Source organism: Candidatus Paracaedibacteraceae bacterium (assembly GCA_019636055.1).
GTDB lineage: Bacteria > Pseudomonadota > Alphaproteobacteria > Paracaedibacterales > Paracaedibacteraceae > Paracaedibacter.
This window is the reverse complement of the sequence record JAHBYH010000001.1, coordinates 366,775-388,992: the sequence shown is the minus strand read 5'-3', so window position 1 is coordinate 388,992 and position 22,218 is coordinate 366,775. Positions and strand designations below refer to the sequence as shown.

Genomic DNA, 22,218 nt, shown 5'->3' with positions numbered 1-22,218 from the left:
TTAATTCCTCAATGGTTTACCGGTTTCAAGAATACTTTCCATGCGAGCATGGGTTTTTGGGCTGCGAATTAATTCCATAAATTTTTCACGTTCAAGGGCAAGAATTTCTTCTTCTGTTGTGGCTTCATCATCGCCACCCGTTAGAACATAAGCCAATTTCTTGGAAATTTCTTCATCGTATTCGGTTGCTTTGCCGATCTTAACCATGGCTTTAACAGCCATGTTCATGGAAACACGAGCCCCACCACCTGGAAGATCCAGCGTTACCGGTTCGGGGGGTGTGTATCCCTCTGCCATTTTTAGAGCATGAGCTTTGGCATCGGCAAGAACGCGATCGCGGTTCATAACTATTGGATCTTGATCATGGATAAAGAAGTTTTCTTTCGCTTCAAAGGCAGATTTGTTGACCTTGGCTGTGCCAATTGTTTCAAATACTTTACCAACAGCAACCATACCACCACCCGGGCGACGCTTGCTTGTTAAGGTGCGAGTTAACATTTCCTTACACCCACCCCATGCAGGTATAATTCCAACACCGACTTCAACAAGGCCGATATATGATTCGGCATGAGCAACCACGGCATCGCTGTGAAGTAGAATTTCGCATCCGCCACCTAATGCAAGACCAGATGGTGCAGAGATAACTGGAAATGGCGCGTATTTAAGAGCCATATAGGCATCTTGCCCACCTTTAACGATATCTTCAATAAGAGGCCACATGGCAACGTTTATTGCAAAGAGGGCTAGGCCAAGGTTGGCGCCAGCTGAAAAGTTGGTGCCTTCGTTATAAACCACCAAGGCCTTATAATCTTTCTTGACGATTTCAATGGATTTCATAATCATTTTCATGATTTCAGGGTCAAGTGAGTTCATTTTGCTTGTGAATTCAAGGCAGACGACACCATCACCAATATCCCATAAGCTAGCCGATGCATTCTTAGCAATCGGTTTGGATTTAAGCTTAATATCACTCAGGAGTAAGACACCGTCAGGACGTTTTAGTTCTGTATACTCCTTACCTGTGAAGTAATGAATTTGACCATTGTCTATTTTGTAGAATGTACTGTCTTCCAAAGCCTCGAGGATTGAGGGGACTGGACGACCTTCCTGCTTAAGGCGTTCCGCAAACCATTTGGCGCCAATCTGATCGATCAATTCAAAGGGACCAAATTTCCAGTTGTAACCAAGGCGCATAGCATAATCGATATCGGCGATATTGTCGGCAATTTCATCAATAATATCGGCAGAATATCTTAAGACTTCGGACAAAACTGACCAGGCAAAATCTGCATATTTATCTGTGCCGGACAATAATGTCTTTAGTTTTACTTTGCCACTCAGGGCTGCAATCTTAGCTTTTTGGGACGGGGAAAACTCACCAGTTTTAAGGTTGATGGATTCTTTTACCTTTGATCCATCATCATGTTTGTTTAGTCGGTAAAATCCGCCTTTGCCTTTACGACCCGTGTATCCATCATCAATTAGTTTTTGAATGACGGGAATATCTTTATAAGACGTATGGAACGGATCTGTCTTTGGCAGAGCATTTCGCATGCTTTGGGTGACAAGGGGGATCAAGTCCAGACCAACCAGGTCAACCAAGCCGAACACACCGGTTTTTGGTATTCCCATAGGCTTAGAGAAAATGGCGTCTGCTTCTTCGACAGTAATATCGCGATCAAGTGCTTCAACCATGGCTTTTTGGATCCAGAATGTTCCAATGCGGTTTGCAATAAAACCAGGGGAGTCTTTACAGTGAACGACACCCTTCCCAAGATGGATGTCGGCAAAGTCATTCAATGTCTTTAGAGATTCTTTGTCACAGTCTTTGCTGGAGACGATCTCAAGCAAGCGAGTATAACGGGGGGGGTTAAAAAAGTGGGTGATAAAGAAATTCTTTTTAAAATCAGAACTACGTCCCTCTACTAATCTTTCCATCGGGATTGTCGATGTGTTGGATGAGACGATCGTCCCAGGGCGAATGACTTTTTCAATTTTCTCATAAAGGTCGTGTTTATATTCAATCTTTTCAATGATTGCTTCGACAACCCAATCGCATTCGGCGAGTTTTTCAAGATCAGATTCTGTGTTTCCTGGGGTGACACGTTTAACAGCATCACTTGACATAAATGGGGCAGGGTCTGACTTTTTCATTTTCTCGATAGCATCTTCTGCCAGCTTATTTTTTTTGCCAAATCCAGACTGGGGAAGGTCAAGTAGCAGGACTTGAATGCCTGCATTTGCCATGTGAGCTGCGATGCCGCTTCCCATCACACCGGCGCCAATAACGGCTGCTTTTTTAATTTCTTTAACCATTAAATTGCCTCCAGAATTGTTGCAATCCCTTGACCGCCTCCGATACATTGGGTCGCCAGGGCATACTTCTTTTTCTCACGTTGCAAAAGAGCTGCGGCTTTACCGGTGATTCGTGCTCCTGTCGCTCCAAGCGGATGTCCTAGGGCTAAGGCGCCACCATCAAGGTTAATCTTTGACCAATCTAGACCGAGTTCTTTAACGCAAGCGATGGCTTGTGAGGCGAATGCTTCGTTAAGCTCAATAACATCAAGATCTTTTGCTGTCAATCCAGCTCGTTCCAACGCTTTTTTCGTTGCTGCAACTGGACCAATGCCCATGATGTCGGGATCGCATCCGGCGATGGCAAAACTCTTAATGCGGGCAATCATTGGTAAGCCATGCTTTTTCGCATAGTCTTCTGAGCAGACGAGCACAGCAGCAGCGCCGTCTGTAATTGGTGATGAGGTTCCTGCTGTTACGGTACCATTGGTGTCAAAAGCCGGTTTTAGTCCTGCTAGGGCCTCTAAAGTTGTCCCCGGGCGAATGCAGGAATCTTTTTCAACAGGACCTGCTTTTGTTTGGACAGGCGTTATTTCATCAGACAGGCGTCCGTCTTCTTGGGCTTTTATTGCTTTTGCATGGGACTCAACGGCGATTTGTTCTTGTTCTTGGCGAGAAATTTTCCATTTGCTTGCCACATTTTCAGCTGTATCACCCATGCCAATATACGCGCCCGGCATACGGTCATAGAGTTTTGGATTTGGTAGCGGGTTAAACCCCCCCATGGGGACGCGACTCATGGATTCAACGCCGGCACAGATAAAAACTTCACCTGCACCACAGGCAATAGCTCCTGCTGCTTGGTGTATAGATTGCATGGATGATCCGCAAAAACGGTTGACAGTAACACCGCCAATGGTGATGGGGAGGTCGGCATTCAAGACGACAAGACGAGCTAGGTTTAATCCTTGTTCTCCTTCAGGAAAGGCGCAGCCCAAGATTAGGTCTTCGATGTCATTGACGTTAATTTTAGTGCGTTCAATCAGAGCTTTGACAGCTGTTGCAGCCAAATCATCGGGGCGTACCTTAGTCAGCTCACCTTTTCCGCCAAATGAAAAGGGGGTTCGAACATATCCAACAATCACAGCATTTTTCATGAGAAATCCTAACAATATAATTAAGCTTTAATAAAATTATACCAAACAGGATTGTGGATTTCACGCGCTATTTATTACCTAATTTTTGGTTAAGATGAGGAGGAATAAAAACCCCTCGAGATTATGAATCAAGAGGGGCTATGTTACACGTTTTAGTTGCCAGTGTAGATTTTTCCAGCTTTAAGTGCTGTTACAAACTGTTCACGGGTGGAGTTTGTTGTGAGCTCTAAATTAGCAGGAAATACAAAACCGTTAATATTTGATCCAGCTGACATTTTCATGCTTTTACCGCAGGAAATAAAACCCATTCTTGTTGATGTTGGTGTGTGTTCAATGGGGCCAGCTGCTGTCTGAAATGTTTCTGTCCAGTTACCTAATTGCTGTTCTTGTTGTGGTTCTGCAGCAAAAACGGAACTAGCAACGATGAGTGATAAAAATAGTTTTTTCATAAAACCCTCTGTGATTATAGTTAATATCACAGAGAGATTTAGCATAATATTTTGCAAAAAGTAAATAAAATTTTACGAAGGATCGATCCAGCCGATATTTCCGTCTTGACGGCGATAAACAACGTTCATGCGCCCGGAGTTACAGTTTTTGAACATCATGGCAGGTTGTTCTGTTAAATCAAGGTGCATCACGGCATCACTGACGGAAACAGTTGGGACAATTGAATTCATTTCAGCAATAATCATTGGTTGATCGTCGGTTCCTGAATCCTCGGCTTCGGAGTTTAGAACAAACGTTAGGGCTGATAATTCCTTTTCAACGGCATTGTCATGGCGTTTTGTTGCGCGTAGACGACTGCGATATTTTTGTGTCCGCTTTTCCATTTTTTCCATGGCAAGATTAAAGCAACGATAAGGATCAGAATCTTCTGATCGGGTGTGGACAACAAAGTGCTTGCTGACATGAAAAGATAGTTCACATTCAAAATGGTGGTTAACTTTATCAACGTTGACATGGGCTTCGATAACATCACCAAAATATTTATCAACCATTGTTTTCACAGAGGTTTCGACATGATCCTTGAGGCTGTCGCCCATATCTAAGTGTTTTCCAGTTACGATAATTTTCATTGTTTCCTCCGTTTTTACGTATCCATTATACGATAATAGGGCAAAAATTCTATAATGAAAGTGCTGCGCTCACTTTTTTTCTTTCATAGGATGAGGGAATATGCAATGCTTCGCGATACTTGGTCACAGTGCGTCGCGCAACGCTAATCCCAACAGCTTTAAGCGAGATAACGATTTGATCATCGGAAAGAGGGCGTCCCTTTGGTTCCATATCAATCAGATTTTTAATCTGCATGTGAATCGTTTTATTTGACAGACCTTCTTGATCAACACTAACACTTCCTGCAAAAAATGATTTTAATTCTACGACGCCAAAAGGGGTTGCTGCATATTTACCATTAACAGCACGACTGATTGTGCTTTCGTGCATGCCGATTTCCTCGGCAATCTCTTTTAGTTTTAAGGGGGCAAGGTAGTTCATTCCTCTGTTTAAAAATATCTCTTGGCGTTTGATGATAGCCCTTGAGACTTTATATAAGGTTTCAACACGTTGTTCTAGGCTTTTTATCAGCCATGAGGCATTGGATATTTGCTTATTGACATAAATGAGGTCATCATTCGATTTGTATGATTGACTGACAGCTTGATAACTGGCGCGATCAAATTTGATATTGGGGTAGGCTTCTGGATTGATATCAGCAGTCCATCCAAAATGATTTTTTCGGAAAATCATGTCAGGGATAATGTACTGTGTCTGATCATTCGTACTGAAGGATAAACCGGGTTTGGGATTAAAATTCCTAATAATAGCGATGTACTCTTTGAGTTGAGATATGGATATTTTGCATTTTTTTGCCAATTGTTCGGGGCCTTTATCTGTCAACAACATCAGGTTATCTAGAACATATTCAAATTCAGAGGTTAATCTATTTTCTTCTTTCGCCTGTAGTTTAAAACATTCTGTTAATGTTCGGGCGCCAACTCCCAGAGGGTCTAAGGATTGGATAATTCGGAGTGTTGCGTTGTAGTCCGGATGATCTAATATATCTTGTGATAAATCATTTTCTATCAAGAAACCTGTTTCATCAATCGCATCAATAAGGATAAAACCAATATCATTCTTAGTGGGGCATAAACCAAATTGTTTGGTGAGGTGATCCTTGAGTGTAATGGGGTTTGCATTGGTGTCAAATGTTGTTTCATCCAAAGCTTTTGAGTTGTGATCTGACCAATAAGTTAAATAAGGATTGTCTTGCTCTGCTGAATCCGTTGAGAGGGGGGCAGTGTTTGATGGGGCAGCCTCTAAGAACGGGTTTTCCAACAAAGCAGTATCAATCATCTCTTTGATTTCAAGCGAACTCATCTGCAAAATCTTGAGGGATTGTTGCATCTGAGGCGACAGGCTAAGCTGTTGCGATTGCTTCTGAGATGTATGTATCTGAGTCATATTCTCAGATTACATGGAAAACCTTTCTCCAAGGTAAACGCGACGAACATCTTTTGAAGAAATAATTTCTTCCGGGGTTCCGCCCATTAAAACCTTGCCATTGTGAAGGATGTAGGCTCTGTCAACAATTTCTAAAGTCTCTCGAACATTATGATCGGTAATTAAAACGCCAATATTTCGTTCTTTTAAATGAAAAATTAACTCTCTTATTTCATTGACCGCAATCGGGTCAATCCCTGCTAATGGTTCATCTAATAATAAAAAGTCCGGTGACGCAGCCAATGCCCGGGCAATTTCAGTCCGGCGACGTTCACCTCCCGAAAGAGCTGCTGCCGGCGATTGTCTTAGGTGGGTTATTGAAAATTCAGCTAATAGTCGGTCAACGCAGGCATGACGTTCATCTTCATCAGCATAAAATAATTCAGCGACGGCCATGATATTTTGTTCAACAGACATGCCGCGGAAAATTGACATTTCTTGAGGAAGATAACCAATTCCCTTGCGAGCGCGTTTATACATTGGGCTGTGGGTTATGTCTTCACCGTCAAGAAAGACAGCACCTGTGTCTGGTTGGATTAACCCGCACATAATCGAAAAACAAGTTGTTTTTCCTGCGCCATTTGGACCAAGAAGCGCGACTGCCTCACCACGATTGACATGAAGACTAACGCCACGCAGAATCGGGCGTTTTTGATATGATTTGCCGAGCATTTCTGCCCATAATCCATGATTTGTGTGAGTTTCAGGTGTCATTTTGATTGTGTTTTCTTAACAAATAATCCTTGGACTTGATCTTCTTTATTTGTAACACGATATTTCTTGGATTTCAAATCTGCATAGCCATAGGAACCATTCAATTGGTTTTCACCTTGAGTCAGGTGTACATGGTCAAATAGTTCAACATCTTCGGATGCATGGCGGTAGATAGCACGATTGCATCGAATAATAGTGTTGCTATCGGTCATGACAACATGACCATCGGCATGGAGTTCTTTTAATTCTGTTGAAGATGTTTCACCTTGAGTTGACGCCTTACCTTTTTCTGTTTTTAAAAAATGAACTGTAAATTTGTGAGCGCGAATCGTTCGTCTTTCTGGGTCGTGGGGGCGTTCGGCAAAGGCATTGCCTGTTGCAATACAGATTCCTTGATTTTGATCACAGTCCATATTGTCGGCAACTATACGTAAAGGAGGATTTTGCGGTGCTTTTGCGAAAACAGATGATAAAGATATTAATGTAAGGATAGATTTAATCATTTCTCGTTTCCTTTGTGGATGAATAGTTCAGGACGTCCGCGTAACGATATCTTATTTCCTTTGTCTGCCAAATTAAAACCTTCTTTAGCATATAGCTGTCCTTGAGGACCTGATCCTTGGATAGGATCGTGACCAAAAGCAATAGATGATGCCATATCAAGCCAAGCTCGTTTCGTGGTAAAGTCATACCCCGTTGAATGGACAAGGTGAACATTATCAATCATTTCTATTTTTTCAGTGGCCTTATCGTAGATTGCTTTGTCTGAGTTCAGGGTGACAGTTTCCCCTGAATTAAGCTTCATTGTTAGTTTTGGTGTCAGCAGCTCAATAATACCATCTTTTGACTCAGTGCCTTGAACTGCTGTTAACGTATAAGGTTGATTGTTTTTATCAACACCTTCAAAGTGTAAATCACGTGCTTCGTTGGCCAGCTCTTCTTTTGGTGGGGTATCTTGATGGCTTTGGGCTATTGTCGACACAATCACGGGATTTTGTATCGTTTTTGGATTAGTTATGTTGCGAAGATTAGGCCAAAAAACGATCAGAAAGATAATAACGATTGCTATGAATGGGAAAAGTCTTTTAAGCCGAGATGAGCGGCGTTTCCTGATGTATTTCATTAAATTAGAATCCGACGTTACTGAATTCCTGCGCGCAAGAAATCATGGATATGAATGATACCAATGGGTTTATTATCCTCTAGAATGAACAAAGATGTAATCTTTTTATTATTCATTAATGCTAGGGCTTCTGTCATCAGGGTGGTTGCTGTGGTTGTTGTTGGATTTTTAGTCATGACTGTTTGAGCTGTTTGGTTTAATAAACGATCACCCATGTGGCGGCGTAAGTCACCATCCGTAATAATGCCAACAAGGTCACTGGATTCATTAATCACAGCAACACAGCCAAATCCCTTTTGACTTATGGTTAAGATAACATTTTGCATTAGCTCATGTTCATGACAGGTGGGAAGTAATTCACCTGTGTGCATGCACTCTGCCACTTTGCGTAACTTTCCACCTAAAGCACCACCGGGATGATAGGTTTTAAAATCTGTGTGAGTAAAGCCACGTGCTGTGAGAAGAGCAACAGCCAAAGCATCACCCAAGGCCAGCATCATCGTTGTTGATGTGGTCGGCGCTAATCCCAAAGGGCAAGCTTCCGGGTGTTTTGGAAGGCATAATGGGTGACTTGAATGTTTGTGTAAGGTGCTCTCTGGATTACGTGTCATCCCAACAAGCGGGATATTAAAACGACGCGTAAAATCAATCAGGTTTGCAAGTTCTGCGGTCTCGCCCGAGTTTGATAAAGCAATAACTGCATCGTCATGTGTGATCATTCCCATGTCACCGTGGTTAGCCTCGGCTGGGTGTACGAAAAAAGCGGGCTGTCCGGTTGACGCAAAGGTTGCAGCAATTTTGCGAGCGATGTGGCCACTTTTACCAATGCCGGTAACAATAACACGACCTTTTGTTGTTAGGAGAAGGTCAACAACATCCGAGAAATGATGATCCAGTTGATTTGCCATGACGTGAATAGCGTCAGCTTCGTTTTTTAAAACGTCGAGAGCTGCATCTAAATGAGCACATGCTGTTTTTTTAAGGGTCGCTGTTGTTGTCGTCATGGTATTTCTTTTCCCTAATTTGTCTCTGAAACCAATATGGGGTTAATGGGGCGATAAATCAAGATGAAAGGGCTAAGAGGCAAAAACTTTGGAGCTTTTCAATACCCGATAGGTTCTTGCAAATTTGCGGATATCGCGTCCTGAAAAGGCATCGATCCAGTTGGCTAGTGTTCCAAGCCAAGAGAGATTACTTAGGCTTCTGTTGATTAGTGGTTTTATTTTTTCTGGAATTTGATTCATGAAATCTTTAGCAAATTTTTGTTCTGATTCTTGGGGGATAAACGTTAGCGACGTCATGAAGTAATTGATATAATCGCGAGCGCATGCTTCGTCAAAAGACATAGATTCTTCCGGATTTTCAGCAAGATCAATAAAATAGATCTCACCAGATTTTGTTTGAGTGAGGTCTTTAAGGCTTGCGCGACCTTGGACGATTCCTTTTTTGTGGAGCTCTGTGATGGCTTTGAGTCCTTTTAGAATAAGGTCGGAACGTTGATCTGTCGGGGTGTGGCGAACAAGCATCTCCATGTTTAGGCCGACATCAGTCACTAAAATCCAATTTTTATCCTGCAAAATCAATCGGCTGCAATGGCCTTGTTTTTTTTCGCAAATCTTCAGTCGTTTTGCTTCTGTCGCTAGCATATCAGTGCCGCAATCAGCTGTTGGTGTTAGGATGATGTCAGGGGTTAGCCACGACCCTATTTTCTTACCAAAACAAGAAAGCCACCCTTTACTGGGGTCAGCCATTTTGACCCAATACTTTTCTCTATGCCACTCGATTTGCTTGACGTGATTTTTTGTTGGCAGATTTGCTTCGACGTATTGTTGTAGGTCAGAGCTTGCGTGTAAGGGGGGGGATAAAGTAAAGACAAAAAGAATCGCAGTTCGCAAAATTATTCTCCTATTTGGTAGATATATTCTGCTTCATATCTTGGATTAAAAATCGTGAGATACGATCGGCAATTTTCTGAGGTTCTTCGGTATGGGCGAAGAAATCAACCAATTTTCCATCTCGATCCATGAGATAGACCAAAGAACTGTGATCCATGAGGTATTCAGCAATTGTTCCGTCGGGGCGGGCTTTAGCTGCATAAACATTATATGCCTGGATGGCGGTATCAATTTCTTTTTGTGAACCGGTTAGCAAAATAAAAGATGAGTGTATGGTTGACGCATAAGAATTTAGCGATTCAACCGTATCTCGTTCAGGATCAATGGTAATAAAAATAGGGGCAACCTGATCTTTGTCGCGTCCTAAAAGATCAATGGCAGAGCTAATGTTACGTAACCCTAAGGGACAAATATCAGGACAAAAGGTATAGCCAAAATAAACAAGCATATATTTGCCTCGAAATTCAGCATCAGTGCGTGTTTTTCCATGTTGGTCAACGAGAGTAAAGGGTCCTCCAAGATTAGGGAGGGCAGTTTGCTGGTCTTGGTTAAAGTTAATTGTTTTTCCACTAATGTAAAGGGCAGCTCCACCGAAAATAACGGCACCAATAGCTAGGCCTATGAGTGTTAAGCGTAAAAGACGTAAATTCATGGTGAAACTCTTATGATTTGTGTATCCTTAGTTTAGATTTATCATAAAGACTTTTGGATGTCACTCATGATGGGGAAAGGTTGATCAATGATGTCACTTATACCGTTCTCGACGCTTGTTAATCTCAGGTGGGTCGCATTACTGGGTCAAACAATTACCTTGATGATTGTTGACCTTTATTTCCACATGGTGTACCCACGGCAATTGGCTTGGTCTATTATTGCTTTGTCTATGGCTGTGAATCTAATTTTGACGATTTCTCAAAAACGTAGAATTAGTATTCCATCCCATCACACACATTTGTATCTGATTTATGATTTGGGGCAATTGGGCGCACTTTTGTTTGTAACGGGAGGATTGAATAACCCCTTTGTTGTCATGATGTTAGCGCCTGTTGTTGTTGCGGCAAGTTTTCTGCCTTTGCGACAAGCAATTTTAGTGACCAGTGCCGGTTTGGTGTGGGGGGGCGTTCTTTATATATCACCATATCAACTGCCTTGGTTTCAGATGGGGTTGCATTTGCCAGAGCACCTGAGAATTTCTGTTTTATTTGCTCTGTGGATTAGCATGATTTTTATTGCGACTTATCTTGGCCGGTTATCAGCCGATCGCCATAAAATGGAGCAAGCGTTGCAGGCAACGGAGCTTGCTTTAGTGCGGGAGCAAAAATTAGCTTCTCTTGGTGGACTTGCTGCCGCAGCAGCTCATGAACTTGGATCGCCGTTGACAACGATTATGTTGGTTGTCAAAGAGTTGCAAACTCATATTCATGATGATTTTAAACCAGACGTAGATTTACTGGCGCAAGAAGTTGCTCGGTGTCGTGATATTTTGCAGGATTTATCACTAAACTTTTCAAAAGAGCATACGGCTCCTTATCAGAGTCTTCCTCTTGAGGTGGCTATGGATGTGATTGTGCAACGGTGTAATAATTCTCGTAAAAAAGAAATACATATTCAGGGGCGTGGCGGGCAGATTAAGCTGACAGCTGAATTTACACATGCGATGATGAACATTATTAATAATGCAATTCAGTTCGCGTCTAAAACCGTGACGATTGATGTTTCAGATCGGCATATTTGTGTGAGTGATGACGGGCCTGGGTATTCAGATGATGTTGTGCATCGATTGGGTCAGCCTTATGTTTCAGGGCGATTGGATGATAAAAATGAAATCCATATGGGGCTAGGACTTTTTATCGCACAGAGATTGTTGGAAAAATGTGGTGCAGTTGTGTATTTTTATAATAATAAGGGCGCTGTCTGCGATGTGAAACTGCAGAGCTCGTAACAACATAGGAGTAAAATCATGCAAACCAATACTCTTCTTATTGTTGATGATGACTTGCCCCTGCGTGAGCAGCTTGGTCGCGTGATGGGGCGTCGGGGATATGCCGTGACGTTGGCTGGTAGTTTGGATGAAGCACGAATCCAATTGGCCGATCAATCCTTTGATTATGCCGTTGTTGATATGAAGTTGGGCGATGGCTATGGCCTCGATCTTGTTGAGGGGATTAAATCCGCTAATCAAAATGCCAGAATTGTGATGCTCACGGGCTATGGGAATATTGCAACGGCAGTTGCGGCTATTAAATATGGTGCTGTTGATTATCTGACAAAACCTGCAGATGCAGATTTGATTCATAATGCTTTAAAACAAAACAAAGGGGCAGATTTATCTTTATCTGACGAGTTGATGTCACCAGATCGAGTAAAATGGGAACATATTCAGCGTGTGTTTTCTGAATGTGGGAATAATGTATCTGAGACAGCACGTCGTCTTAAAATGCATCGACGGACGTTACAACGAATTCTAGCGAAACATGCGCCAAGGGGGTAGTTTTAAACCTCTCCTTCAAGGGTATAGTTATCTTAACTCATCCTTGCAAGAAAACAGAGTCTAAGCTATATCTTATATTAGTGGGGACAATTACGGCCCCATTATCTGTAAAAATTATAGGAATAGACAATGTTTGCAATAAAATTAAAAGACGGAAGTGTCCGTGAATTCTCTTCACCTCAAAATGGCTTAGAAATTGCAACAAGCATCTCAACATCATTGGCAAAAGATGCTGTGGCAATTAAGGTTGACGGGGAAATGCGGGACCTTACATCGTCTGTTCCTAACGGATCTGTTATTGAAATTGTCCGCCGAAACGATCCTGATGCGCTTGAGTTATTGCGCCATGATGCGGCGCACGTTCTTGCCGAAGCTGCAAAAGAACTCTACCCGGATCTACAGGTAACCATTGGGCCTGCTATTGAAAATGGTTTCTATTATGATTTTTATCGGGAACAACCATTTACCCCCGATGATTTGACCAAATTAGAAGCCCGTATGCACGAAATTGTTAAACGGGATGAGCCGATCGTGCGTACGGAAATGCCACGTGAGGAAGCGATCAAGTTTTTTGAACGTATTGGGGAAAAATTCAAAGCTGAAATTATTAGTGATATTCCTGCAGGACAAGTCATTAGTTTTTATCGTCAAGGTGACTTTATCGACCTGTGTCGTGGTCCGCACTTGCCATCAACGGGGCGTTTAGGTAAAGCCTTTAAACTGATGTCCGTTGCTGGGTCTTATTGGCGTGGTGATCATCGCAATGAACGACTGCAACGGATTTATGGAACAGCATGGGCCACTGAACAACAACTTAAAGATTATTTGCATCAACTCGAAGAGGCTGAAAAGCGTGACCATCGTCGCTTGGGCAATGAACTCGATTTGTTCCACCTTCAAGAAGAAGCGCCTGGATCAGTATTTTGGCATCCAAACGGTTGGACGGTTTATCGCTTGTTAGAAAACTTTATGCGTAAACGTTTGGACAAGCGAGATTACGTCGAGGTGAAAACACCTCAGATCTTGGATTCTAGTTTTTGGGAGGCCTCTGGTCACTGGGATAAATTCCGTGAAAACATGTTTGTTGTTGAGTCTGAAGATAAGATGATGGCTGTTAAGCCGATGAACTGTCCATGCCATGTTCAGATCTTTAAACAAGGGATCAAAAGTTATCGTGACTTGCCCTTACGCATGGCTGAATTTGGATCCTGTCATCGTAATGAGCCGTCCGGGGCGTTACACGGAATCATGCGTGTGCGTGCTTTTACTCAGGATGATGCGCATATTTTCTGTACGCCAGAACAAATTGTTGATGAAACAAAACTATTCTGTGATTTCTTAAAAGAAGTCTATAGTGCTTTAGGTTTTGACGATATTCGGATTAAATTTTCTGATCGTCCTGAAAAACGAGCTGGTTCTGATGAGATTTGGGATCAAGCGGAGGCTGCATTGAAAGAAGCAGCGATTGCATCTGGGCTTGATTTTACCTTGAACCCGGGAGAAGGGGCCTTTTATGGTCCTAAACTTGAGTTTGTTTTGCGAGATGCGATTGGCCGAGATTGGCAATGTGGGACACTGCAGGCTGATTTTGTTTTGCCTGAACGTCTTGATGCGTCCTATGTAGGCGAGGATGGTAAAAAACATCGTCCTGTTATGTTGCACCGAGCCATCCTTGGATCCTTTGAACGCTTTATCGGTATTTTGATTGAGCATCATGCAGGGAAGTTCCCCTTGTGGTTATCACCTGTTCAAGTATGTGTTGCAACCATTACCTCAGAAGCCGATGCTTATGCTGAACAAGTTGTCGATCAACTTAAGGCTCAGGGAATTCGTGCCATTCTTGATACACGGAATGAGAAAATCAATTATAAAATTCGTGAACATTCCGTCAAGAAAGTGCCGTTGATCTTTGTTGCTGGTAAACGGGAGGCTGATGAGAGAACCGTCGCTATTCGCCGACTAGGAACACAAGAACAACAAGTTTTGTCAGTCGCGGATGCCATTAAGATGGTGATTGACGAATCTCAAGAACCGTAAACTATAACTAATTATGAGAAACAAGCCCCTATGGTGAATTTTTCGGCACATCGGCTTTTCGCAGCCTCACCCTTAAATTCATCCGTATTATCTATTCTGATAATCTAGTACGACAAGACCTCTCCCCTTATGGGAGAGGTCGATTGAAAAGGTGATCTAATCAATGCCGACACATGCAGAAAAAAAAGTGCTACCCTATACCCCGCAGCAATTATTTGACATTATTGCTGATGTGGCCCTTTATCCGGAGTTTTTACCATGGGTAGAGTCTGCTAACGTCTATGATCGTCATGATAATTATTTTACAGCTGATGTTGAGATCGGCTATAAATTTTTAACCTATCCTTATAAATGTCGGGTGCATTTGACCCCGTCAAACAGAGTTGATATTGAATATTTAACAGGACCCTTTACCTATTTAAATAATCATTGGGTTTTAACACCCTTAAATGACAAATTGACTGAAATTGACTTTTACATTGATTTTGAATTCAGTAATCCAATGTTGCAATCTATTCTAACGCCTGTATTTTCTGAGGCTGTCAGTCGAATGATGCGTGCTTTTGAGACACGAGCGGGGAGTTTGTGATTACGTTAACAGCTCTTCGATGATCGGGCATTTAAAGACTTGGGTAAAAATAGTATTACTATAGGCTGAGAAAAAGCCTCCGTGTAGAAATTTGTTAATATCTCCGCCATAGATGACTTGAAAATCTCGGTATTGTTTTTTGACATGTTCTAGTAATTGCGGGTCAAGTGATATGATATAGCCCTTTAGAACTCCGGTTGCAAATGCTTTTTCTGTTTCAGTCGGATCTTTTGTTGTGGTGATGAGTCCCCATCCTTTATTGGCGCCATAGGTGCGACTTTTATACATATGCGATGTTGTCTTGGCAATCAAATCTAAAATATCTCGAAAGCCATTTAAATCCCGACGGTTTCCATCGATAATACCATTCGCTAGGGTTTCTATATCAATGATATACGCATGTCCATCCCGGTCAAATCGGATATTGTTTAAATGGAAATCTCCGTGGCAAAGACAGCCGGTCTTAAGGTGGAGAGCCGCTAAAATTTCACCTAGCTTTTGCCCTTCTATTGTGGCAGCTTGGGTAAAATCTTTCTGATCTAGAATGTTTTTCAAATTATCATGAGCAGATCTATCGCCTACAGCATGCGCTAGTGTGATTGTTACATCATAAATTGGATCATAATAGGATGCTGGTAAGGCCATGCTGGCTGAATCTGTTAGTTTGACTAAAATGGGTGTATTGACCTGTTGATTAAATATTGCCCTGATTGTAACAAGATTATCATGTTCTAACCGTCCTGTTGATGTTTTTAAAAATAATCCACCCTGAACTAAGGTTGCAAGAGCATTGCTTGAGGAGCGCACCTGACTCTTTGAGATGGAGTCCATAATTTCTGCCAGTTTTGCAAAATCCCGATCTTCTATGGGGGTTGTTTGGGCTAAACCTTTTTGGATCTTGCCTAAGACTCGAGTAAGTTTTACCTGAGGGTTCATTTGGTTTTTAAATATAACTCCTTTATCATTTTCTGTGGCCTGAGTTTGCAAAAAACCAACATTTTGGGCAATTGACGAGAACCAGCTATTTGTTGGACTGGTAAGTTCTAGGCGAACTTTTTGTCCAAGACAATCAAAGTAAACATTTTGGTAATTAAAAATACCTAGCTCTACAGACCAATTTCGATTTGTATTGATCGATATGATATTTTTCCATCCGACAACGTGTTCGTAATCTCGTGTAAAATCACCGGCAAGATAACGCATAGCTTGTGTTGTAACGATGTTAAGATTAAGGTCTGGGTTTTTCAGTTTTAAATGGTATGCAACCTCTTGCGCGATTGCTCCGGAAAAACCGGAACCGGAAAAAATGACTTTTTTAGTACTAATATGTTTCTCTAATTTTTGTGCTAGAAATTTACCGATTAACTCAACAACAGGCAGCCGAACGCCATTAAGGCCCCGATTGGACAGGCTTTCTACTTTTAACTCAGAATTTTTCTTTCCTGAAAAAGCATAAGCTAATAAGGCGTCATGCCTTTTTTGAGTTGACACAGAGATTGGAATTAAATGGGACAGACCTTTCAACGAGTCATAGTAACTAATATTCTCGGCAAAATTAGCATCTGTAAAAGGGGCTGGTGAAAAAAATATATTTTGAACACCATGGAGTGTGCGAATGTAGATTTCAGGCATGTATTGGGCTAAGGAACTTTCTACATTCACGGGTTTATTAAAATATGAGCCACCAAAACCTAGAAGATTAAGGAAACTTTTGAGGCGCTCTTCTTGTGTATTGGTATTTAAACTTGTTGTTGGTATATCGTCGTTCAGGAAACTGTTATCATCTACAAGATCTTTAATTTGAAATGAATCAAGAACGATTGTTTGTGAGTCATCGTCGTTATCTGTTGATAACAAATGAAATAATTCTGTCCCTTGAGCTGTTGGGTTATCTAGTAGGTTTTTTGTGACCTCAACGATTTTTTCTCGCTCTGTTGACGGGAGTTGATCGATAAACTGAACAGGGACTTGTTGAGCGTGTGATATTGCTGTTTTTAATAATAGTGCTAATGCTGTAACTGCTGTTTTTTCTTTTAAAAATTGTCTAATCATGTATTGACACTCCCTGAAGATGTTACACATGTTATTTAGAATATAATTCCAATTTTATTGTATATTCTGTTATTTAAGATTAAAAATACATTAATTTCCCTCACTTTATATAATAATCTGTATTTTTCTAAAATAAAAGGATTTTACTGATACTTAATATGGGGCTGATATGTGAAATAATCTGTAATAAAAACACCTCGATTTTTTACCTGTTCTTAACCACTCGTATCCTAGACTTGGCATTGATAATAAAAATTCATTAAGGTGTCAGGATGATAGCCCAACTATTGATGAGACTAGCAGAGGAATCTCCCGATAAAATAGCATTCTCGTTCAAAGGAAGGGATGAATCATCTCAGACTGTAACCTATAGGGAGTTGCATAGAGATGCGCTATGTATTGCTGCATCGATTATTCAGAATAATCCAGAGAGAAAGATCGTTTATGTTGCCATGCGGCAGTCGATAGGTTTTATTAAAGTCTTATTTGGGTGTATCTATTCAGGGATGACGTTTTTGCCGACATATCCTATTCGAAATGTTCATGATATTGCTCGGTTGAAAGAAATAACAAAAACCGTAGATCCTGCATTTATTATTGTTGATGATGTGGCTCCTTTGGATGAGTTAAATAAACACTTGAATTGTGAAATTGTAACTGCGCTAGACTTATCAACCGATAAAACGTTATCATCACCTAACCCCACGGCAGATTGTGTTTTTTTTCAATGTTCTTCGGGGACAACCAGAAACCCAAAAGCCATTCAAGTTACCAAAAAATCCTTGATTGCCGGGCTTGCAAATATGAAGCAATATTTTAATTTAACACCGAGTGATATTGGATGTTCTTGGTTGCCACCCTACCATGATATGGGATTGATCGGCTGTATTTTTCTGCCTGTTTACGTAGGGTTTACAACGTACCTGATGTCACCATCAGCCTTCATGATGAATCCTCTTAGTTGGTTAGAATATATATCAGTCGTGCGTGCTACTATTTCCGTTGCGCCGAGTATTGCCTTTGACTTATGTGCACGGCGAGCAAAAGCAAAACATGACTGCTTTGATTTATCAAGTTTGCGAATTCTTGTAAATAGTGCGCAAATGATTCAGCCGAGGGTGACTGACAAATTTGTAGCAACATTTGCATCAAGTGGCTTAAATCCTGATGCTATGCTGAACGCGTATGGTTTAGCCGAGGCAACTCTGATGGTCACGTGTACGCAATCATCCCAAGCTATGGAGCAGTATGGTTTTCAGCGCCTTGCTCTTAGAAAGGGCATTGTTAGCCCGTTAACATATGATGCAGATCCTATTTATATCGCTAATTGTGGCAATCCAATTTGTGGGATGTCTATAAAAATTGTTGATCGATTTACCGGGGATTTAATGCCTGCCAATTCAATAGGAGAAATTTGGGTCTCTGGTAATTCTTTGACGGATGGATATTATTTAGATGCCGAAAGTACATCTGCTATTTTTAACAGAAAAATTAATGGCCTAGATGAGTCCTATATCGCAACAGGGGATACAGGATTTGTCTCTGCTGATGGATGCCTGTTCATTACAGGCCGGATTAAAGATTCAATTAAGACCAGCCATGGGCTTGTTTCTGCAGAAGAGATAGAAGAAATTGTTGAAAGTCACGACTATCTGGATCCGTCATATCGGTGTGCAGCATTAATGATTACGCGTCATGATGAATCTGAAGTTGTTGTGTTGCGTGAAATTGATCGGGACGTTGATCCCGTTGCCCATGGTAGCCAGATGTTATATTTGCTGCGTAAACATTATATGCTTGGGGTTAATAAGATTATTTATATGCGACGCGGGAAGATTCCAACAACAACGAGTGGGAAAATCAAACGCCATGCCGCCACTGTTCTGTATATTCACGACCTGTTGGATCCATTGTATGAATATAGTTTTGACCCGGGACTGGATAGTCTCGATTTAAAAGCTCTTAAACCCTAGGTTATTCTGTAGGACTGATCTAATTTCCGTACTAGTAAACCATAAAAATATTTGGAAAATTTTACAATGTTTCCATCTGAATAAATCTCGCTTTTTCCATATTGCCAATGATTTCAATGGATTCCATATAGTTTTTAATTGTTCTGTGGATAATCCAAGGTAATCCCAGACCTAATGTTAGGATGAAAATCAAAATGTTGGTTATATAAAGTCTGGCTAGGGGGCCAAAAGTGATGGTGTTTTTGAACTTCAAATCCATGAATTCCAAATTCCCATAGAGATACTGTCTAAATTTTGCTATGTACCAAACTCGACTCAGGCCAAGGGTTGGTATAAAAAGGATAATTGAAATCACGTTACTCCACAGCAACGGATTATCCTTAACTTTAAGTCTGTATGCTTGATTGCCAAAATGCAGATGATTAAAAATATAGGCATATAAGGCTGCCATTGTTTTGTGGGATAAAAAGCCCAGTGTAATGATATTGAGAATAAGGGTTTTTATCACAAGTTTAGTAAAGTCCCATGCTTTGCCGCTTAGGCGATAGCGTACGCCACGCCAAGATGTCTGGCTCATTTGATAAGAGCTGGTACGCCATAGTACATAAGATAGAAAACTAACAATAATAATGTAATCCATCACTAAACTAGTAATAATGTAACCATCTGACGACCATCCAAGAAAATGGAGCCCCACCTTTAAGATGACCCCTTGGATCAGGATCACAGCCATAAGGCCAAATAGGATTTTCATAAAGCCGATGAGCATATCAAGGCCGGTTCCATGATAGCAATATCTGGATTCGTTGATTAAAACGGATCGTGTTAAATAGGCGCGAATCTTGCTATAACCCCAGAATGTATAGAGTCCGAGTGTCACGATATTTAATAAAAACATCTTGATAACAAGCCAATACAAATGGCTGACAGTTCCGTCGTATTTTATGGGGGTTGTCTTTTCCATTTGATCCTCGCTTTTTCTTTGCAAACCCAGTGCTAACACTATAGTCTATACTTAAAATTTAGATCTAAATTATTAAGATAAAGTAAATACCGATGCTGTCCAAAATGAACGTTAAGCCTCTTGTCTTTGGCTCCCTTGCTACAGCTTTCGAGTGGTACGATTATGCTCTGTTTGGCTATTTTGCTAAGATTATTTCTCAGCAGTTTTATCCCTCAGCTGATCCTGTCACGTCTCTTTTGTCGACATTTGCTGTCTTTGCATCAGGATTTGCCATGCGACCACTAGGGGCTATTTTTTATGGTTATATTGGCGACCGAGTCGGTCGAAAATATGCATTATCTGCGTCTTTGTTGACGATGGCGGCTCCGACAACTTTGTTAGGGATGTTGCCAACCTATGATTCTATTGGGATTTGGGCGAGTATTGGTTTAGTTCTGATTCGACTCTTTCAGGGGTTGGCAGTTGGCGGAAACTATGGGGGATCTTTTATTTTTGTGATCGAAAATGCACCAAAGGGACGCCAAGGGTTTGCCGGAAGCTTAGCCTCATTTGGCACATTGGGTGGATTGTTCTTAGGCTCTGGTGCTGCGACATTAATGACGGCAATGATGTCAACGGAAAATCTTGAAAGTTTTGGATGGCGTATCCCCTTTCTACTTGGTAGCCTTTCTGCCATTGTTGGTCTAGCTATTCGAAAATATGTACCAGAACATGAAAATAAAGCAACCAAAAGTCAGCTTCCAATTAAAGAGATTTTAACGCAGCACCAATCATCTTTGCTTCGATCCATGGGGATTATCCTATTAGATGGGGTTGGTGTTTATGTTTTATTTGTGTTTATGACAACCTATGCCACGCTATTTCTTAAGATGCCCGAAGAATCTGTTTTATTTTGGAATACTGTTTCTATGGGGAGTTTAGTCCTTTTTATTCCGCTATTTGGATGGTTGGGAGATCGAATAGGGGCTAAGATCGTTCTTGCAGGTGTTTGCCTTGGTTTTGCTGTTTTTGCGTGGCCTTTGTATTCCTGGTTGATTAATTCTCGCGATGTTATGGCTTTAGCATCTCTGCAGCTTATCTTTAGTTGTCTGATGGGAGCAGCCTATGGAACCCTGCCTATTCTTGTTACAAAAGCATTTCCTGCCCATGTTCGATACACCGCTGCGGGTGTATCGTTCAATGTCTGCGTTGCCGTTTTTGGAGGGACTGCCCCCTATGTGGTGACAGCATTGGTTGATTTTACTCAGAACTTATTTGTCCCTGCAATAGCTATAATAATGGTTGGTCTTTTGGCTGGTTTGGCTCTAAAAAAACTTCCAGTTGTCGAAGAAAATGCGGTTTAGGTGCGAATGTTAGGGCGTCAACCATATTTGCTCTAATGGCTTCACTGCTTGATTCACTGAAAAGGGGGTGACTACAATAACCCTCAATGATAGACATAAAGATGGTGTTGAATTCTTTTCGCGTCATTTGCAGATCTTCCCGGGCATTATCGAATGTATGCCAGTAAGTCATTTGAAGATCTCTTATAAAATCCTCAGGTTGGTCAAGGCTTAACGCGATCAGGGCTGTATCGATAAAGGAAAAATGTTGGGTTTCCGGATCGAAGATGAAATTCCCTAGATTGGCATCAGACAGTATTTTTGTCATAAAAAATGAAATTTTATCTTGAGGGTTACTTAGACGGTGGCGGCGCTCTTGTTGGACGCCGGCTAAATGGAAGGCTGCTAAGCTCAATCCGAATTTCTTTAAGATTTGGTTGTATTCCTCATCGGTTGGATGAAAGGGGAATTCTTTAAATGTTTTGTGAAAGAATACGTCCCATAATTCATACCCTGATGCTGTATTCATGACTTCAATAATTTGGTTGCTGTGGGCTATTAAATAGGATGCGGTAATGACTGTTGGCATATGAGGGTCGGTTGTTGATCGGATCTGTCTTATAAAGTCAGAATCAGCAACGGTTTGTATATTTATTACGCGTTCTTGTAAATCGACTAATTTAGGGTCGTAACATTTAATAATGACAGATTTTTTATTGAATCGATCTGTGACTTTTAAGACGGATAAGGATTCTCCTCCCCGTTGAAGAATCGTTACAGTGACGTTTGGCCAATCTGTATCATCGTGACCCCAAATCGTATGACTTGTTAGAAATAGTTTTGCGTCAACCCTTAGGTCTTCAGGGTTGTCGGGGTTCGCTTTTGTCAAGCGATCCATAGTGATTGAACCCAATACGCCTGTAATCTTGTAAGGCGTTATTTGTAGGTCATTCCCAACTGATTGTAAGCTTAAGATTAAAACTAAATAAAAAGTTTTAAAGAGCTGCATGATTTTGTCTCTCTTGTATTAAGTTGCTGAATAATAATATTTTTTTGAAGTCATTAACTGTTTTTTTACCTTGTATAATATAATTTCCAAAA

At 41.2% G+C, this 22,218-nt stretch carries 20 protein-coding genes; 6 read left to right on the top strand and 14 right to left on the bottom strand.

Annotation, left to right across the window (positions count from 1 at the left end; all coding sequences use genetic code 11):
* The 11 genes from KF820_01845 to KF820_01795 all read right to left on the bottom strand — a co-directional run bounded on the left by KF820_01845 (position 1) and on the right by KF820_01795 (position 10,341).
* Positions 1 to 2,316 carry an enoyl-CoA hydratase/isomerase family protein gene (locus KF820_01845; protein MBX3457091.1) on the bottom strand — a complete coding sequence of 772 codons (2,316 nt, stop codon included), beginning with the start codon at positions 2,314 to 2,316 and terminating at the stop codon, positions 1 to 3.
* Entirely contained in the window at positions 2,316 to 3,452 is a 1,137-nt protein-coding gene (locus KF820_01840) for a thiolase family protein (protein ID MBX3457090.1), read from the bottom strand. The genes KF820_01845 and KF820_01840 overlap by 1 nt, the downstream gene beginning before the upstream one ends.
* Before the next feature lie 152 nt (positions 3,453 to 3,604).
* Entirely contained in the window at positions 3,605 to 3,901 is a 297-nt protein-coding gene (locus KF820_01835) for a hypothetical protein (protein MBX3457089.1), read from the bottom strand.
* Positions 3,902 to 3,973: 72 nt separating this feature from the next.
* Positions 3,974 to 4,531 carry a ribosome-associated translation inhibitor RaiA gene (raiA, locus tag KF820_01830; protein ID MBX3457088.1) on the bottom strand — a complete coding sequence of 186 codons (558 nt, stop codon included), beginning with the start codon at positions 4,529 to 4,531 and terminating at the stop codon, positions 3,974 to 3,976.
* 49 nt (positions 4,532 to 4,580) lie between these two features.
* On the bottom strand, positions 4,581 to 5,918 hold the full coding sequence (gene rpoN / locus KF820_01825) for an RNA polymerase factor sigma-54 (GenBank protein MBX3457087.1): 1,338 nt from the start codon (positions 5,916 to 5,918) through the stop codon (positions 4,581 to 4,583).
* Between the two features lie 9 nt (positions 5,919 to 5,927).
* On the bottom strand, positions 5,928 to 6,671 hold the full coding sequence (gene lptB / locus KF820_01820; protein ID MBX3457086.1) for an LPS export ABC transporter ATP-binding protein: 744 nt from the start codon (positions 6,669 to 6,671) through the stop codon (positions 5,928 to 5,930).
* Positions 6,668 to 7,174, bottom strand: coding sequence for a hypothetical protein (locus KF820_01815; GenBank protein MBX3457085.1), 507 nt, complete (start codon positions 7,172 to 7,174; stop codon positions 6,668 to 6,670). Before KF820_01815 ends, lptB begins: the two co-directional genes overlap by 4 nt.
* Positions 7,171 to 7,794, bottom strand: a complete 624-nt coding sequence (gene lptC, locus KF820_01810) for an LPS export ABC transporter periplasmic protein LptC (protein MBX3457084.1) — start codon at positions 7,792 to 7,794, stop codon at positions 7,171 to 7,173. The genes KF820_01815 and lptC overlap by 4 nt, the downstream gene beginning before the upstream one ends.
* A 17-nt stretch (positions 7,795 to 7,811) precedes the next feature.
* Positions 7,812 to 8,798, bottom strand: coding sequence for a KpsF/GutQ family sugar-phosphate isomerase (locus KF820_01805; GenBank protein ID MBX3457083.1), 987 nt, complete (start codon positions 8,796 to 8,798; stop codon positions 7,812 to 7,814).
* A gap of 72 nt (positions 8,799 to 8,870) precedes the next feature.
* A complete protein-coding gene (locus KF820_01800; GenBank protein MBX3457082.1) occupies positions 8,871 to 9,689 on the bottom strand; it encodes a hypothetical protein in 819 nt (272 codons plus the stop codon).
* A gap of 10 nt (positions 9,690 to 9,699) precedes the next feature.
* The gene (locus tag KF820_01795; GenBank protein ID MBX3457081.1) at positions 9,700 to 10,341 is read right to left on the bottom strand and encodes an SCO family protein; all 642 of its coding nucleotides are present in this window, start codon (positions 10,339 to 10,341) and stop codon (positions 9,700 to 9,702) included.
* Between the two features lie 87 nt (positions 10,342 to 10,428).
* Between KF820_01795 and KF820_01790 the strand changes: the two genes are divergently transcribed.
* From KF820_01790 to KF820_01775, 4 genes are all read left to right on the top strand, one after another.
* On the top strand, positions 10,429 to 11,631 hold the full coding sequence (locus tag KF820_01790; protein ID MBX3457080.1) for an ActS/PrrB/RegB family redox-sensitive histidine kinase: 1,203 nt from the start codon (positions 10,429 to 10,431) through the stop codon (positions 11,629 to 11,631).
* A gap of 18 nt (positions 11,632 to 11,649) precedes the next feature.
* Positions 11,650 to 12,180, top strand: coding sequence for a response regulator transcription factor (locus tag KF820_01785; GenBank protein MBX3457079.1), 531 nt, complete (start codon positions 11,650 to 11,652; stop codon positions 12,178 to 12,180).
* A 129-nt stretch (positions 12,181 to 12,309) separates the two neighbouring features.
* On the top strand, positions 12,310 to 14,217 hold the full coding sequence (gene thrS / locus KF820_01780; GenBank protein MBX3457078.1) for a threonine--tRNA ligase: 1,908 nt from the start codon (positions 12,310 to 12,312) through the stop codon (positions 14,215 to 14,217).
* Between the two features lie 163 nt (positions 14,218 to 14,380).
* Positions 14,381 to 14,806, top strand: coding sequence for a type II toxin-antitoxin system RatA family toxin (locus KF820_01775; protein ID MBX3457077.1), 426 nt, complete (start codon positions 14,381 to 14,383; stop codon positions 14,804 to 14,806).
* Here the strand turns inward: KF820_01775 and KF820_01770 are convergent, their stop codons facing one another.
* Positions 14,807 to 16,858 carry a phosphotransferase gene (locus tag KF820_01770; GenBank protein MBX3457076.1) on the bottom strand — a complete coding sequence of 684 codons (2,052 nt, stop codon included), beginning with the start codon at positions 16,856 to 16,858 and terminating at the stop codon, positions 14,807 to 14,809.
* Between the two features lie 272 nt (positions 16,859 to 17,130).
* On the opposite strand from KF820_01770, the gene KF820_01765 reads away from it, so the two are divergent.
* The gene (locus tag KF820_01765; GenBank protein ID MBX3457075.1) at positions 17,131 to 18,831 is read left to right on the top strand and encodes an AMP-binding protein; all 1,701 of its coding nucleotides are present in this window, start codon (positions 17,131 to 17,133) and stop codon (positions 18,829 to 18,831) included.
* 61 nt (positions 18,832 to 18,892) lie between these two features.
* On the opposite strand, the gene KF820_01760 is transcribed toward KF820_01765, so the two are convergent.
* Positions 18,893 to 19,795, bottom strand: a complete 903-nt coding sequence (locus KF820_01760) for a DUF898 family protein (protein ID MBX3457074.1) — start codon at positions 19,793 to 19,795, stop codon at positions 18,893 to 18,895.
* 104 nt (positions 19,796 to 19,899) lie between these two features.
* Here KF820_01760 and KF820_01755 point away from each other — a divergent pair, with 104 nt between their 5' ends.
* A complete protein-coding gene (locus KF820_01755; GenBank protein MBX3457073.1) occupies positions 19,900 to 21,138 on the top strand; it encodes an MFS transporter in 1,239 nt (412 codons plus the stop codon).
* Here the strand turns inward: KF820_01755 and KF820_01750 are convergent.
* The gene (locus KF820_01750; protein ID MBX3457072.1) at positions 21,065 to 22,126 is read right to left on the bottom strand and encodes a hypothetical protein; all 1,062 of its coding nucleotides are present in this window, start codon (positions 22,124 to 22,126) and stop codon (positions 21,065 to 21,067) included. The genes KF820_01755 and KF820_01750 overlap by 74 nt on opposite strands.
* Positions 22,127 to 22,218: the final 92 nt, after the last annotated feature.